The sequence below is a fragment of the Pseudomonas sp. DW-iso17 genome (genome assembly GCF_058725345.1).
This window is the reverse complement of the sequence record NZ_JBZXEA010000044.1, coordinates 106,790-121,408: the sequence shown is the minus strand read 5'-3', so window position 1 is coordinate 121,408 and position 14,619 is coordinate 106,790. Positions and strand designations below refer to the sequence as shown.

The window sequence follows — 14,619 nt, the reverse complement described above, 5'->3', positions numbered from 1 at the left end:
CGGTGGCCGTGCCTGCGGGGTTTTTCGTTCAACTGGTGTAGATCGGCCCGACGCCCAGGCCCCAGACGATCACGGTAAAGGCCATGATCGCCACCAGCACCACCAGGCCGACGGCCAATACCGAGCTGGAAAACAGGAAGCCTTCATCCGGGTCGATACTCATGAAGGTCGGCAGCCCCACATACAGCAGGTACACCGTGTAGCAGATCGCCGCAGTGCCCACGACCATGCCCAGCCACATATGCGGGTAGAGCGCCGCCAGCCCGCCGATAAACAAGGGTGTGGCGGTATAAGTGGCAAACGCCACGCAGCGGGCCATGCTTGGGCTGGCGTCGTAGGTGCGGGCCATCCAGTGAATGAATGCACCCATCACCGCCACGCCGCACAGCATGGCCGCGTAGGACATGAGGGTCATCCACAGCGCGCTTTCCTGGGTCAGCATCACCGGGGCGCGGTTGCCGATGACCCAGCCGACCTGAGTGGTGCCAATAAAGGCGGAAATGGCGGGGATCGCCGCGAGAATCAGGGTATGAGTGAGGTACATGTGGCTGATGCTTTCTTCTTTATCGCCACGGATTTCCCGCCATTCCTGGTCGGGATGGGTAAACAGCCCCACGACGTGATGGATCATGCCAGTCACTCCTGTCGTTATTACCATCGCCCCCCATCGGAGCGCCCACGGGCCAAATGGCCTGAAAGGTCTGGATAGATGTGCGACCTCAAGTCGCAGTATAGAAAGGGATGACCGGAATAACTGTAGGGCCTTTAGAGCAAATTGCGCTGTAAAAACTCACGCTAATCGCGGTGCGGTCTGTCAGGATTCATGGGATCCAGTGTGGGAGCTGGCTTGCCTGCGATGGCGGCCTGTCCGGACCAGAGATGTTGACTGGCACACCGCTATCGCAGGCAAGCCAGCTCCCACATTGGAACTCGGCGAGTCTTACCGGTAAAATGCCGCGCTTTTCGTCACACACCTTTGCGGATCCAAGCGCCATGGGCACTCTTACAGTCAACCAGAACAAACTGCAAAAACGCCTGCGTCGCCTGGCCGGTGAAGCGGTCGCCGATTTCAATATGATCGAGGACGGCGACAAGGTCATGGTCTGCCTCTCCGGCGGCAAAGACAGCTACACCATGCTCGACGTGTTGCTGCACCTGCAAAAGGTCGCGCCGATCAAGTTCGAGATCGTGGCGGTCAACATGGACCAGAAACAACCCGGTTTCCCTGAGCATGTGCTGCCGGCCTATTTGAAAGAACTGGGCGTGGAGTACCACATTGTCGAGAAAGACACCTACTCGGTGGTCAAGGAATTGATCCCGGAAGGCAAGACCACCTGCTCGCTGTGCTCGCGCCTGCGCCGTGGCACGCTCTATACCTTTGCCGATGAGATCGGCGCGACCAAGATGGCCTTGGGTCATCACCGCGATGACATCGTCGAAACCTTCTTCCTCAATATGTTCTTCAACGGCTCGCTCAAGGCCATGCCGCCCAAGCTGCGTGCCGATGATGGGCGCAACGTGGTGATCCGCCCGCTGGCGTATTGCAACGAGAAGGACATCCAGGCTTATTCCGACTTCAAGCAATTCCCGATCATCCCGTGCAACCTGTGCGGCTCCCAGGAAAACCTGCAGCGCCAGGTGGTCAAGGAGATGCTGGTGGACTGGGAGCGCAAGACCCCGGGGCGTACCGAAAGTATCTTCCGCAGCCTGCAAAACGTGATCCCGTCGCAATTGGCCGACCGCAACCTGTTTGACTTCACCAGCTTGAAAATCGATGAGACCGCCGCATCGCGTTTCGTCAATGTAGTGAACCTCTGAGTCTTCCCGAGGCTCTAGTACACGGCGCTTGCGGGCGCCGTTTTCAATTCGACTGACAGGAGAGGGCATGCGCGATTACAAGTGGCTGCACGAATATTGTCTGAACCGCTTCGGTTCGGCGGCCAAGTTGGAAGCCCATCTGCCGGTGCCCAAGACCCCGGCGCAATTGCGCAAGATCACCGATGACCGTTACCTGTCGACCTTGGCGCTGCGGGTGTTCCGCGCCGGTTTGAAGCACAGCGTGGTTGATGCCAAATGGCCGGCGTTCGAGCAGGTGTTCTTCGGTTTCGACCCGGAAAAAGTCGTGCTGATGGGCGCCGAGCACCTGGAACGGTTGATGCAGGACGCCCGCATCATCCGCCACCTGGGCAAGCTCAAGAGTGTGCCGCGCAATGCGCAGATGATCCTGGATATCGAGCAGGAAAAAGGCAGCTTCGGTGCGTTTATCGCCGATTGGCCGGTGACTGACATCGTTGGGCTCTGGAAGTACCTGAGCAAGCATGGCCATCAACTGGGCGGGCTGTCGGCGCCGCGCTTTCTGCGCATGGTCGGCAAGGACACCTTTGTGCCAAGCGATGACGTGGTGGCGGCGCTGAATGCGCAGAAGATTGTCGACAAGGCCCCGACCAGCCTGCGCGACCTGGCGACGGTGCAGGGCGCCTTCAACCAGTGGCATGCCGAGAGTGGGCGGCCGATGTGTCAGTTGTCGATGATGTTGGCTTACACGGTGAATCATTGATCACCTGATCGTTCCCACGCTCCGCGTGGGAATGCATCCTGTGACGCTCCGCGTCACCCTTGCACTAGGCCCGGGACGCAGAGCGTCCTGGGCAGCATTCCCACGCGGAGCGTGGGAACGATCAGTCAATCGGCCAGTCGACGGTTCAGCTGATGCCGCCAACGCACATACAGCAACGCCGTGCAAAACACCGCCAGGCTCGCCAGCATTTCCAGCACACCGAACCACTGGCGGTTCGGGTCATACGCCGCCAGCGCGCCCTTGATGAAATACAGGTTCACCACAAAGCACATCCACGAATGCCCGCGTGCGCTGCCCATCAGCATGCCTGGCGCAAGTATCAGCAGCGGCACCAACTCGATCAGCAGGATGACCCACGGGCGCGCCCCATGCAGGTCGGCGACCAACAGGTAGTACGCGCACAACAAGCCCACCAGGCCTAAAAACGCCAGCAGGCTCAGCGCGCGTGCCACCTTGACCCGCGGCGCCAGCCATTCCCGCGTTGGCAGGACCTTAGGCTTCCTGGCCACGGCCGTTCTCCAACAGCGTGGCGGTCTTGGCCAGGCGCAGGCCCAAGGCCCGGCACAGGGTGATTTCATGTTGATCGAGCATGCGCTTACCGTCTGGCCCGGAATGGTGGCTGGCGCCATACGGCGTGCCGCCGCCCTGGGTGTCGAGCAGTGCCTGCTCGCTGTAGGGCAGGCCGGTGATCAACATGCCATGGTGCAGCAGCGGTAGCAGCATCGACATCAGCGTGGTCTCCTGGCCGCCATGCAGGCTGGCGGTGGAGGTGAACACGCCGGCCGGCTTGCCGACCAAAGCGCCGGTAAGCCACAGGTTGCTGGTGCCATCGAGGAAGTACTTGAGCGGCGCGGCCATGTTGCCGAACCGGGTCGGGCTGCCCAGGGCCAGGCCCGAGCAGTGCTTCAGGTCGTCCAGGCTGGCATACAGCGCGCCTTCGTCGGGAATGCTCGGCGCCACCGCTTCGCACTCGGTGGAAATCGCCGGCACGGTGCGCAACCGCGCTTCCATGCCGCCTTGCTCGATACCGCGGGCAATCTGCCGGGCCATCTCGCTCACCGAGCCGTTACGGCTGTAATACAACACCAGCACATAGGGCGTAGTCACGGCAGGATCTCCAGCACGTTCTCGGGTGGGCGGCCAATGATGGCTTTGTCGGCGGTTGCCAGGATCGGGCGTTCCATCAGCTTGGGATGGGCTGCGATGGCGGCGATCAGTTGGGTGTCGCTGAGGCTGGCGTCTGCCAGGTTCAGGGTTTTGTATTCGTCTTCGCCGGTGCGCAGCAGTTGGCGTGCGCTGATCCCCAGTTTTTTCAGCAGGGCCTCGATTTGCGCGGCATCCAGCGGGGTGTCCAGGTAGCGCACGACGGTCGGGGTGAGGCCGCGGGCTTCCAGCAGTTCCAGCGCACCGCGGGATTTCGAGCAGCGCGGGTTGTGATAAAGCGTCAGATCGGTCATGTGCGGGTCGCATCTTGCGTAAGGTGGCGGGTATTCTACCTGCGCTGGCGCCTGTCCTTAAACCGTAAGAGGCGATAGGCCGCAGCCAACGTTCATTTTTGCGAAGGAATACCCCATGACAAGGCGACTGATCGGTGCATTGGCGATCATCACAACCCTGCTGCTCAGCGGCTGCGGTAACGATTACGGCGTTGACCAATATGGCCAGAAAGTGGCGGCCGAACGCCTGGACAAACAGTGGCTGGTGGTCAACTACTGGGCCGAATGGTGTGGGCCGTGCCGCACGGAAATCCCCGAGCTCAATGCCCTGGCAGAGCAGTTGAAAGGCCAGAATGTCGGGGTGTTCGGCGTCAACTTCGACAATGTGCAGGGTGAAGAACTGAAGGCCGCCAGCGACAAGCTGGGGATCAAGTTCACGGTACTGGCCCAGAACCCGGACGGGATCTTCGAGATTCCGCGCAGCGAGGCATTGCCGGTGACCTACATCATCGACGACAAGGGCAAGGTGCGTGAGCAGTTGATGGGTGAGCAGACAGCGGAAGGGGTGTTGGCCAAGCTCAAGGCCCTGAAGGGTTAAAGCTGTGGGGGCTGGCTTGCCTGCGATGGCATCGCTGCGGTGTACCTGATACACCGCGTCGTCCGCATCGCAGGCAAGCCAGCTCCCACAGAACCAGAGGACACCGCGTTAATACAGGAGAGTGCGCCTAGATCAGCCTTCTTCGAGCCACAAGCGGATCGGCTTGCCTTCGGCCGGCCAGAACCGCGTCTGCTCTATAGGCGAGATGTCCCAACGCTGCACGCCTTGCAGGGCCTGGAAGAAGCGATGTTCTTGCTCCATCAGGGCCTCGGCGCACATTTTTCGGGTGCTGCCGACTGGGCCGAAGCTGAGCTTGTCGCCTTCGACCGTGTACGGCGCAAACCAGTGGTTACAGCCGCCATTGCCATAGGCGCGGCCATCGGCGCCCAGGGTGACGGTGAGGTGCGCGTAGTCCATCAACGGCCGCTCACCGATCCATTCCACTACGTAGCTGTGGTCGCGCTCGAGCTTGGCGCCATCGGCAGCGCAGCCTGCCAGGCCCATGCCGATGGCGGCGAGCAGCAGCGGGCCTTTCATTGCGCGGCCTGCTGGCATTTCGGGCAGCGGTGCTTATCGCCTTCGCTGGCCCAGCCCAGTTCTTTGATACGCGCGTTGGCGGCCGGTTGCAGCGGTGCCTTGGTCAGCTTGGTTTCTACCGCGAATTCAAACTCCAGCACGGCGTCGCAGCTGTCGCAATTGACCTTCCAGGTGTGAATCTCCAGTTCGCCGAACTTCGGCCCTTGGGCCATGGCGACCCACTGGCCCGCTGGGCGGATGGAGTAGCGTGCGTCACCTTCGACGGTCAGTCGCATCGACAGGGTTTTACTGCCGCGCAGGCTGACGATCAGGACGTCGCCATGTTTGATCGAACCACCGTTGCCGGTGACCTGGTAACGGCCCGGCACCAGGGCACGGCATTCGATCAGGGTATGTTGCGGGCTCAGCAAGCTGAAGCGGAAATCGTGTTCGGCCATGTATCCTCCAAATAGGCGCGGCATCCTATCACGGGTGCCGGCCTATCATGAGCCTGGTATGTGACCGCTGATCATCCCTTGACCAGGTTCTGCGCCCGGCCATCGGCCCACGCGGCAATGTTGGCCAATGTGGTACCGGCAATCGCCGCCAGGGCCTCACGGGTGAGGAAGGCCTGGTGCGCGGTGATGATGACGTTGGGGAAGGTCAGCAGGCGGGCAAGCACGTCATCCTGCAGGGGCAGGTCCGAGCGGTCCTCGAAAAACAATTGGGCTTCTTCTTCGTAGACGTCCAGCCCCAGATAGCCCAACCGGCCAAGCTTGAGCGCTTCGATCAGTGCTGGCGTGTCGACCAGGCCACCGCGCCCGGTGTTGATCAGCATCGCACCGGTTTGCATCTGCGCGAGTGAGCGGGCATTGATCAGGTGTTTGCTGTCGGCGGTCAGCGGGCAGTGCAGGCTGATGATTTGCGCCTCGGCCAACAGTTCAGGCAGGCTCACGTAGCGGGCCCCGAGGTCCTGTACCTGTGGGTTGGGGAAGGGATCGTAGGCCAGCAACTGGCAGCCGAAGCCGGCCATGATCTTGGCGAAGGTCGCGCCGATCTGACCGGTGCCGACCACGCCGACCGTTTTGCCGACCAGATCAAAACCGGTCAGCCCGTGCAGGCTGAAATCACCGTCGCGGGTACGGTTGTAGGCACGGTGCAGGCGACGGTTGAGGGCCAGGATCAGGGCGACGGCATGCTCGGCCACTGCGTGGGGCGAATAGGCGGGCACGCGCACGATGGTCAAGCCCAGGCGCTGGGCGGCGGGTAGGTCGACGTGGTTGTAGCCCGCCGAGCGCAGGGCAATCAGGCGTGTGCCGCCCTTGGCCAAGTGCTCCAGCACCGGGGCGCTGAGGTCGTCGTTGATAAAGGCACAGACCACCTCGTGGTGTTCGGCCAGGGCCACGGTATCGAGGTTGAGCCGGGCGGGTTGGAATTGCAGTTCCAGGCCAGCCGGCAGCGGTTCGCCGAGGAAACTCTCGCGGTCGTAGGTTTGGCTGCTGAAGAGAATGACGCGCATTGAGAAGGCTCCCTGCAATTTACACATTGTTGATTCGTTGCCCATGAAAACAGGGTCAGGCGCTGACTCTGGCTTCACTGGCCAGCCGCGCAATCGCCATGTCCAGTTCGTCCAGCGCGGCCATGGCCTTGGCGTCATCCTGCTTGAGCAGGGTTTCGGCGCGTTGGCAGGCTGCTCGTAATTGCGGCACGCCACAGTAGCGGGTGGCGCCGTGCAAACGGTGCACGCGCTCGATCAAGGCATGGTTGTCATTGGCTTCGCGGGCGTGGGTAATTGCCAGGCGATCAGCCTCCAGGGAGGCCAGCAGCATGGCGAGCATATCGGCGGCCAGGTCGGCCTTGTTGGCGGCCAGGCGCAGGCCTTCTTCGTGGTCGAGTACCAATAGCTGCACGCCCTGGGCCGCACCTTCATGGGTGCGCTCCGGGCCTTGGTTACGCAGCGCAAGGCCGGTCCATTTCAATACCACCTGGGCCAATTGCCGCTCGCTGATGGGTTTGGTCAGGTAGTCGTCCATACCGCTTTGCAGCAGGGCGCGTTTTTCGTTGGCCATGGCGTGAGCCGTGAGGGCCACCACCGGCAGCGGCGTGCCGTGGCGTTCGCTTTCCCACTGGCGGATCGCCTCGGTGCTCTGGCGGCCATCCATGCCGGGCATTTGCACGTCCATCAGCACCAAATCGAACGTTTCCTGCTTCACGGCGTCGACCGCCGCGTAACCGCTTTCCACCGCCTGCACCTTGGCGCCCATGTCTTCCAACAGGGTTTGCACCAGCAACAGGTTGGCCGGGTTGTCGTCCACGCACAGCACCCGTGGCGCACGGCTGGACAACGGCTCACCGGGTTCGCTGCGCGAAGGGCGCGGGCTGATCAGGTCGGCCAGGGATCGGCGCAACTTGCGCGTACAGGCGGGCTTGGCCTGCAATTGGCTGTTGGGGTTGGGCACCGATTGGTTGAACAGCATCTGCTCGGTGGTCGGGCACAGCACCAGCACCTTGCAGCCCAGGTGTTCAAGGTCCCACAGGTGTTGGTTGAGGCGCTCGGGCGGAATGTCGTTGGCCGTGACGCCGAGCACCGCCAGGCTGATGGCCTGTTCGGTCTGGTGCGCACTGGTGATGCCGTTGGTCAGGCTTTCCAGGGTATTGAACGGCGTGACTTCCAGGCCGCAGTCTTCCAACTGATGTTGCAGGGCCTGGCGCGCCAGTTCGTGGTTTTCCAGCACGGCCACACGACGCCCCAATAGCGGCGCGGCGGGCAGGTCTTCGACGTCGTCACGGGTCTTGGGCAGGTTCAGGCTGATCCAGAATTCCGAACCTTCACCCGGCGTGCTGTCGACGCCGATTTCGCCGCCCATCTGCTCGATCAACCGCTTGGAAATCACCAGGCCCAAACCGGTGCCGCCGGGCTGGCGCGACAGCGAGTTGTCGGCCTGGCTGAATGCCTGGAACAGGGCGCGCACATCCTGGTTCGACAGGCCAATGCCGGTGTCTTGCACACTGATGCGCAATTGCACGCTGTCTTCCTGCTCGTCCTCGATCATGGCCCGGGCCACAATGGTGCCTTCGCGGGTGAACTTGATCGCATTACTGATCAGGTTGGTCAGGATCTGCTTGAGCCGCAGCGGGTCGCCCACCAACGCCAGGGGCGTGTCGCGGTACACCAGGCTCACCAGTTCGAGCTGCTTGGCATGGGCGGCGGGAGCGAGGATGGTCAAGGTGTCTTGCAGCAAGTCGCGCAGGTTGAAAGGCACGCTGTCGAGCACCAGCTTGCCGGCTTCAATCTTCGAGAAATCGAGGATCTCGTTAATGATGCCCAGCAAGTTATCCGCAGACTTTTCGATAGTGCCCAGGTAGTCCAACTGGCGCGGCGACAGCTCGCTTTTTTGCAACAGGTGAGTAAAGCCGAGGATGCCGTTGAGCGGCGTGCGGATTTCATGGCTCATGTTGGCCAGGAACTCCGACTTGATACGGCTGGCCTCCAGGGCTTCCTTGCGCGCCAGGTCCAGCTCGATGTTCTGGATCTCGATGGTTTCCAGGTTCTGGCGCACGTCTTCGGTGGCCTGGTCGATGCTGTGTTGCAGCTCTTCCTGGGCATTTTGCAGGGTTTCGGCCATGCGGTTGATGCCCGACGCGAGTTGGTCCAGTTCCTGGCTGCCCAAGGGTGGCAGGCGTGTCTCCAGGTTGCCGTCCTTGAGCTGGGTCACGGCTTGCTTGATCTGGCCAATCGGCGAATTGATGGTGCGGCTGATACGCAGGGCGAGGGCGGCGGTGCACATCAGGCCGATGGCGATCAGCAGCAGGCTGGCGAACAGGCTGCGATAGCCGCGCAGCAACATGCCATTGTGGGACAGCTCCACTTCGACCCAACCCAGTAGACGGTCGGCCTCATCGGGAATCAACTCGCCCGCCAGGTTGCGATGGCGGCCAAACACCGGCAGTAGATAGCGAGTGGCGTCATTGCCGGTGCGCTGCAACAGGTGCGAACTGTTGCCGGTGGGCGGCTGGTTAAGCATGGTCGGACCGGCATGGGCCAGGGACGAACGGTCGGGCGCCAGGAACGACACGGCGCGAACATCCGGCTGCTCCAGGGACTGGGTCGCGATGCGCTCCAGCAGGTCGGTGTTCTTATGGCCCAGCGCGGGTGCCACCAAGGGTGCCAATTGCTCGGCGATCATTTCGCCGCGTTGCAGCAGTTGGGTCTGCAACTCCGAGAGTTGCATCCAGGTGAAATAGCCGCCCAACAACAGCGCCATCAGGCTGGTCGGTAATAAGGTCAGCAACAGTACGCGGCCTTTTATCCCCATTCTTCTAAGCACGCCACTCTCCTGCTACCACGTTGTTATCAATGATCCACGCCGGCATCCGGCCCGCGCCACCTGCGCAGTGTAGCCATTTGCACGGTCTGGAATCTTGCAAATTAATGACATGCGGCAATCTTCGGGCCATTCGGCGCCGGGTGGCGATTGCCTGTGAACGTTTAATCTTGAATAATCAGTGATTGAGAATGACTTGCAGACGCTAATGACTCCCGCAGCAGTTGGCCTACCCAGTATCCTGACCATCGAAGACGACCCGGTGTTGGGCGCCTACGTGCACGAGCAGCTTGGCCGCAGCGGCTTCCAGGTGACCTGGTGCCAGAACGGCCAGCAGGGCCTGCAACTGGCCCGCGCCCAGGCCTTCGACCTGGTGCTGATGGACATTCTGCTGCCGGGGCTGGACGGTTTGTCGATCCTCACCCATTTGCGCCAGAGCCACGCCATGCCCGTGATCCTGATGTCGGCGCTGGGCGCTGAAGCCGACCGTATCAGCGGTTTTCGCCTGGGCGCGGACGACTATTTGCCCAAGCCGTTCAGCATGGTTGAACTGTGCGTGCGAATTGAAGCGATCCTGCGCCGCGTTGCCCTGGATCGCCGGCCCGAGCCGCCGCGCGCCTCGGTACCTGAACATGCCCGGGTGCTGCACTTTGATGATGAACGCTGCGATGTGTCCTGCCAGGACCAGTGGGCCGGGCTCACGCGCAGCGAATACCGCCTGCTGGAAACCCTGCACCGCAATGCCGAAGAAGTCCTCAGCAAAGCCTTCCTGTATCAGCAGGTGTTGCAGCGCGGGTATGCGCCCCATGACCGCAGCCTCGACATGCATGTCAGCCAGATCCGCCGCAAGCTCAAGGCCATCGGTTACATCGAGCGTGAAGTACGCACCGTATGGGGCAAGGGCTACGTGCTGAGCGGTCACGATGAAGGGCTTTGAGCGATTGCCCGGCAGGCACTCGTTGTTCTGGAAGCTGGCCTGTCTGTTGATCGCCTTCTGTTTGCTGATGATCTGGCTCAGTTGGTCCTGGGGCCGCTACATGGAGCAGCAAAGCGCGTACCTGTCGGACAAGTCGCGGGAGATTCTCACTGGCTATGCCGCGGGTGCCGAGCTGGCGTGGAGCACTCAAGGCAGCGCCGGCGTGGACGCCTGGCTGCGGCGGATGGCCGAGCGCGAAAGCACTTGGGTGGGGGTGATCGGTAACGACCTACAGTCCCTGGGCAGCACGCCCTTGAGTGACAAGGAAAGCCAGCGCCTGACGTTTTTGCGCGGATTGGATTGGCCGGTCAGCCGGCATGTCATTGGCCTGCCCTGGATGAAGGTGCCGTTTCCGGTCGACCCTGGCGCGGGGTCGCTGGTGATCGAGCTGCCGCAGCGCTTTATGCCAGGGCGCTATCAACTGTTCTGGCGGGTGGTCACCAATGGTGTGATTCCCGGCCTGTTTACCCTGTTGCTGTGCATCGGCCTCTACCGGCTGTTGATCATGCCCCTCAATCAATTGCGCGAGCAGGCCAATGCCTGGCGTGCGGACCAACTCAATACGCGGATGTCTCGCGATGCCACCAGCCGCCAGGATGAACTGGGCGAGTTGGGCCGCGCCTTTGACCATATGTCCGAACGCTTGCAGGGCACCGTGCGTTTGCAGCAGCAGTTGCTGCGCGATATGTCCCATGAATTGCGTACCCCCTTGAGCCGCCTGCGGGTGGCCTGCGACAGCGAGCAAGACCGGGCCAAGCTGCGCGAGCGCCTGGGCCGGGAAATCGACGCCATGCAGCGCCTGGTGGAAGACAGCCTGCAACTGGCGTGGCTCGACAGCGAAACAACGCCGCTGCCCCAGGAAGACATTCAGCTCCAGGCGTTATGGGACATCTTGCGCGAGAACGCGTGTTTTGAAAGCGGTTGGCCCGCATCGCGCTTGCCGTGCCTGTTACCCGCGGACAGTTGGGTGCGTGGCAACCTCAATGCACTGGCCCAGGCCTTGGAAAATATCCTGCGCAACGCCGTACGCCACTCGCCCCAGGGCGGCTGGGTGCAACTCGACGGCTGTCGGGAGGGGGACTATTGGCATATCTGGCTGCAGGATCAGGGCGCTGGGATTGCTGAGGATGATCTGGAGCGCATCTTCGCGCCCTTTACCCGCCTGGACGGCTCGCGGCCCGGCGATGGTGGTTTCGGCCTGGGCCTGAGCATTGCCCGCAACGCCGTGCAGCGCCAGGGCGGTCGCTTATGGGCGGAAAATACCGGGCAGGGCCTGCGTGTGCATTTGCACTTGCTGGCCCGTTAGCGCTCAGCGCCTACGCAGTTTGCGTTTTTTCCACTGGTGCGCCACCCACCAGCGCCAGTACGCCATGGTCAGGCAATAGGCCAGGGCGCCCAATACTACCCCCAATACCACCGAACCCAGCAGGAACGGCTGCCAGAGTGTGCTCAACTGGCCGCTGATCCATTCCCACGTCAGGTTGTCGGGCAAGCTGCGTGGCGGCACATTCATCAGCCAGGCGCCGGTCATATAGGTGCAGATGAACACCACCGGCATGGTGATGGGGTTGGTCAACCACACCAGGCTGATGGCGATGGGCATATTGCCGCGCACCGAGATCGCGAGCACTGCGGCGAGCAACATCTGCAACGGAATCGGGATAAACGCCGCAAATAAACCCACCGCCATGGCGCGCGCCACGGAGTGCCGGTTCAGGTGCCAGAGGTTGGGGTCATGCAGCAGCGTGCCAAGAAACTGTAATGACTTGTGTTCCCTGATACTGCTGGGGTCTGGCATGTACCGTTTGAATAAGCGCCGGGGCATATGGGGTCCAGGTCAATTCGAGGGGCAAGTATGCCCGGATTCTATAAACAGAAAATTCAGACTTTGTGACAAAACATCATAGGCGCTGTCGTTCAGCCGACTAAGACTGAGTGGATCACGGGAAAAGGATGATCCATGAAGACAGGGATGTTGGCGTTGGCGCTGGGGTTGCTGATGTTGCGTTGGTTGCCGGCCCTGCCGCCCGGCGCCGCGTTATTGGGCATGCTGGTGTTGGCCTTGATGCTGTTGCCTTTTCGGTCCTATCCCTTGGCCTTTTTTCTGGTGGGCTTGAGCTGGGCTTGCTTCAGCGCGCAGCGGGCGTTGGATGATCGACTGCAGCCGGCCCTGGATGGGCAGACTCGTTGGGTGGAGGGGCGCGTGGTCGGCTTGCCCCAGCAGACGGTTACGGGCGTGCGCTTTGAACTGGCCGACGGCCGGTTGCGCAAGGGGCGGCTGCCCAAACGTATCCGCGTGTCCTGGCACGGCGGGCCAGTGGTGAACAGCGGCGAACGCTGGCGCCTGGCGCTGACACTCAAGCGGCCTGCGGGCCTGCTCAATTTTCATGGAGTTGACCACGAAGCCTGGCTGCTGGCCCAGCGTATCGGTGCCACTGCAACGGTAAAAGATGGTGAACGCCTCGCACCGGCGCGCAATGCCTGGCGCGATGCTGTTCGCCAGCGCGTGATGGCGGTGGATGCCCAAGGCCGCGAGGCGGGCTTGGCGGCGTTGGTATTGGGCGACGGTTCCGGCTTGGCGCCTGAGGATTGGCAGGTGTTGCAGGACACGGGCACGGTGCATCTGCTGGTGATTTCCGGGCAGCATATCGGCTTGTTGGCGGGCTTGATCTACGGCTTTGTCGCGGTATTGGCGCGCTATGGTTGCTGGCCACGAACCTGGCCGTGGCTGCCGTGGGCGTGCGGCCTGGCTTTTGGCGCAGCGTTGGGTTATGGCCTGCTGGCGGGGTTTGGCGTGCCGGTGCAGCGGGCTTGTATGATGGTCGGCCTGGTGTTGCTGTGGCGTCTGCGTTTCCGCCATTTGGGGCTGTGGTGGCCGTTGCTGCTGGCGCTGAACGGCGTGCTGGTGCTGGAGCCCTTGGCCAGCCTGCAGGTAGGGTTCTGGTTATCGTTTGCGGCGGTCGCGGTATTGTTGCTGGCGTTCGGCGGGCGCTTGGGGCCGTGGAGCGTCTGGCAGGCGTGGACCCGGCCTCAGTGGTTGATTGCCATTGGCTTGTTTCCGGTGTTGCTGGTGTTGGGTTTGCCCATCAGCCTCAGCGCACCGGTGGCCAATCTGTTTGCCGTGCCGTGGATCAGCCTGGTGGTGCTGCCCCTGGCGCTGCTGGGCACGGCGTTGTTGTGGGTGCCGCTGGCGGGGGAAGCTGTGCTGTGGCTGGCCGGCGGCGCGCTGGACGGATTGTTCAAGGGCCTGGCGCTGCTTGCCGGGCAATTGCCGGCCTGGGTGCCGCCCGAGGTGCCGCTGGCGTATTGGCTGGTCAGCCTGATGGGCGCAGTGGTGTTACTGCTGCCCAAAGGGGTGCCGTTCCGGGTGTTGGGCTGGCCCATGTTGTTGATGGCCGTTTTCCCGCCCCGGCAGTGGGTGCCCCACGGACAGGTCGATGTGTTGCAACTGGATGTCGGCCAGGGGCAGGCACTGATCCTGCGCACCCGCCATCACACCTTGCTCTACGATGCCGGGCCGCGCTCGGGGCCTGTCGACCTCGGCGCGCGCGTCGTGTTGCCGTCGTTGAAAAAACTCGGGGTAGGGCAGTTGGACATGATGCTGCTCAGCCATGCCGACGCCGATCACGCCGGTGGTGCGGCAGCAGTGGCTCGGGGGCTGCCCGTCAAACGCGTGGTGGGCGGCGAAATCGAGGGCTTGTCAGCCTTTCTCGCCACCCAGCCCTGTACCAGCGGCGAACGATGGGAATGGGATGGTGTGTCGTTTGAACTGTGGCAGTGGGCGGGTGGGCTTGAGGGCAATCCGAGGTCGTGCGTGCTGCACGTCCAGGCCAATGGCGAACGCCTGCTGCTCACCGGCGACATTGATCGCGCTGCCGAACAGGCGTTTCTGGCATCCCCGCTGGCGGTTCCGACCGACTGGCTGCAGGCCCCGCACCATGGCAGCCGAAGTTCTTCGTCCTGGCCTTTCGTACAACGGTTGGCGCCCACCTCTGTGCTGATTTCCCGCGGTCGCAGCAATACGTTTGGCCATCCTCATCCGCAGGTCCTCGAACGCTACCAAGCACTGGGCAGCCGGGTGTATGACAGCGCCGAACAGGGCGCTGTGCGCCTGCGCCTGGGGGCGTTTGTGCCTGCGACGGTTGCGCGCAGCGAACGTCGTTTCTGGCGCGAACCGTTACCGTAATCAG

15 protein-coding genes are annotated in these 14,619 nt (G+C 62.4%); 6 read left to right on the top strand and 9 right to left on the bottom strand.

The features are described 5' to 3' along the window. Positions 1 to 28 precede the first annotated feature (28 nt). On the bottom strand, positions 29 to 631 hold the full coding sequence (locus tag AC4PS6_RS22900; RefSeq protein ID WP_014718889.1) for a Yip1 family protein: 603 nt from the start codon (positions 629 to 631) through the stop codon (positions 29 to 31). Between the two features lie 362 nt (positions 632 to 993). Between AC4PS6_RS22900 and ttcA the strand changes: the two genes are divergently transcribed. Continuing rightward, a complete protein-coding gene (gene ttcA / locus AC4PS6_RS22895; RefSeq protein WP_014718888.1) occupies positions 994 to 1,818 on the top strand; it encodes a tRNA 2-thiocytidine(32) synthetase TtcA in 825 nt (274 codons plus the stop codon). Positions 1,819 to 1,885: 67 nt separating this feature from the next. Continuing rightward, entirely contained in the window at positions 1,886 to 2,557 is a 672-nt protein-coding gene (locus tag AC4PS6_RS22890) for a DNA-3-methyladenine glycosylase I (RefSeq protein WP_014718887.1), read from the top strand. A 125-nt stretch (positions 2,558 to 2,682) separates the two neighbouring features. On the opposite strand, the gene AC4PS6_RS22885 is transcribed toward AC4PS6_RS22890, so the two are convergent. The 3 genes from AC4PS6_RS22885 to arsC are packed head-to-tail and all read right to left on the bottom strand — an operon-like array spanning position 2,683 to position 4,035. Next, positions 2,683 to 3,087 (bottom strand): DUF2069 domain-containing protein, encoded by a 405-nt coding sequence (locus tag AC4PS6_RS22885; RefSeq protein ID WP_032902853.1) that lies wholly within the window; start codon positions 3,085 to 3,087, stop codon positions 2,683 to 2,685. Continuing rightward, positions 3,071 to 3,685, bottom strand: a complete 615-nt coding sequence (wrbA, locus tag AC4PS6_RS22880; RefSeq protein ID WP_014718885.1) for an NAD(P)H:quinone oxidoreductase — start codon at positions 3,683 to 3,685, stop codon at positions 3,071 to 3,073. The genes AC4PS6_RS22885 and wrbA overlap by 17 nt, the downstream gene beginning before the upstream one ends. Then, positions 3,682 to 4,035, bottom strand: coding sequence for an arsenate reductase (glutaredoxin) (gene arsC, locus AC4PS6_RS22875; protein ID WP_014718884.1), 354 nt, complete (start codon positions 4,033 to 4,035; stop codon positions 3,682 to 3,684). Before arsC ends, wrbA begins: the two co-directional genes overlap by 4 nt. Positions 4,036 to 4,150: 115 nt before the next feature. On the opposite strand from arsC, the gene AC4PS6_RS22870 reads away from it, so the two are divergent. Next, positions 4,151 to 4,612 carry a TlpA disulfide reductase family protein gene (locus tag AC4PS6_RS22870; RefSeq protein WP_003192057.1) on the top strand — a complete coding sequence of 154 codons (462 nt, stop codon included), beginning with the start codon at positions 4,151 to 4,153 and terminating at the stop codon, positions 4,610 to 4,612. A gap of 132 nt (positions 4,613 to 4,744) precedes the next feature. Here AC4PS6_RS22870 and AC4PS6_RS22865 read toward each other — a convergent pair whose 3' ends face one another. From AC4PS6_RS22865 to AC4PS6_RS22850, 4 genes are all read right to left on the bottom strand, one after another. After that, complete coding sequence (locus AC4PS6_RS22865; RefSeq protein ID WP_014718883.1) at positions 4,745 to 5,149, bottom strand: META domain-containing protein; 405 nt, start codon at positions 5,147 to 5,149, stop codon at positions 4,745 to 4,747. Beyond that, positions 5,146 to 5,586, bottom strand: a complete 441-nt coding sequence (locus AC4PS6_RS22860) for a hypothetical protein (protein ID WP_003192054.1) — start codon at positions 5,584 to 5,586, stop codon at positions 5,146 to 5,148. The genes AC4PS6_RS22865 and AC4PS6_RS22860 overlap by 4 nt, the downstream gene beginning before the upstream one ends. Before the next feature lie 71 nt (positions 5,587 to 5,657). Next, entirely contained in the window at positions 5,658 to 6,647 is a 990-nt protein-coding gene (locus AC4PS6_RS22855; RefSeq protein WP_014718882.1) for a 2-hydroxyacid dehydrogenase, read from the bottom strand. Between the two features lie 55 nt (positions 6,648 to 6,702). Next, positions 6,703 to 9,456, bottom strand: a complete 2,754-nt coding sequence (locus tag AC4PS6_RS22850; protein WP_019816717.1) for a response regulator — start codon at positions 9,454 to 9,456, stop codon at positions 6,703 to 6,705. A 205-nt stretch (positions 9,457 to 9,661) separates the two neighbouring features. Between AC4PS6_RS22850 and AC4PS6_RS22845 the strand changes: the two genes are divergently transcribed. Further along, on the top strand, positions 9,662 to 10,390 hold the full coding sequence (locus tag AC4PS6_RS22845; protein WP_014718880.1) for a response regulator transcription factor: 729 nt from the start codon (positions 9,662 to 9,664) through the stop codon (positions 10,388 to 10,390). Next, on the top strand, positions 10,377 to 11,735 hold the full coding sequence (locus tag AC4PS6_RS22840; protein ID WP_336826963.1) for a histidine kinase sensor domain-containing protein: 1,359 nt from the start codon (positions 10,377 to 10,379) through the stop codon (positions 11,733 to 11,735). Before AC4PS6_RS22845 ends, AC4PS6_RS22840 begins: the two co-directional genes overlap by 14 nt. Before the next feature lie 3 nt (positions 11,736 to 11,738). Here AC4PS6_RS22840 and AC4PS6_RS22835 read toward each other — a convergent pair whose 3' ends face one another. Then, positions 11,739 to 12,254: a DUF2062 domain-containing protein gene (locus AC4PS6_RS22835; protein WP_003192045.1), complete on the bottom strand. Its 516-nt coding sequence runs from the start codon at positions 12,252 to 12,254 to the stop codon at positions 11,739 to 11,741. Between the two features lie 135 nt (positions 12,255 to 12,389). On the opposite strand from AC4PS6_RS22835, the gene AC4PS6_RS22830 reads away from it, so the two are divergent. Then, positions 12,390 to 14,615: a DNA internalization-related competence protein ComEC/Rec2 gene (locus AC4PS6_RS22830; RefSeq protein ID WP_336826962.1), complete on the top strand. Its 2,226-nt coding sequence runs from the start codon at positions 12,390 to 12,392 to the stop codon at positions 14,613 to 14,615. The last annotated feature ends 4 nt before the right edge of the window (positions 14,616 to 14,619 follow it).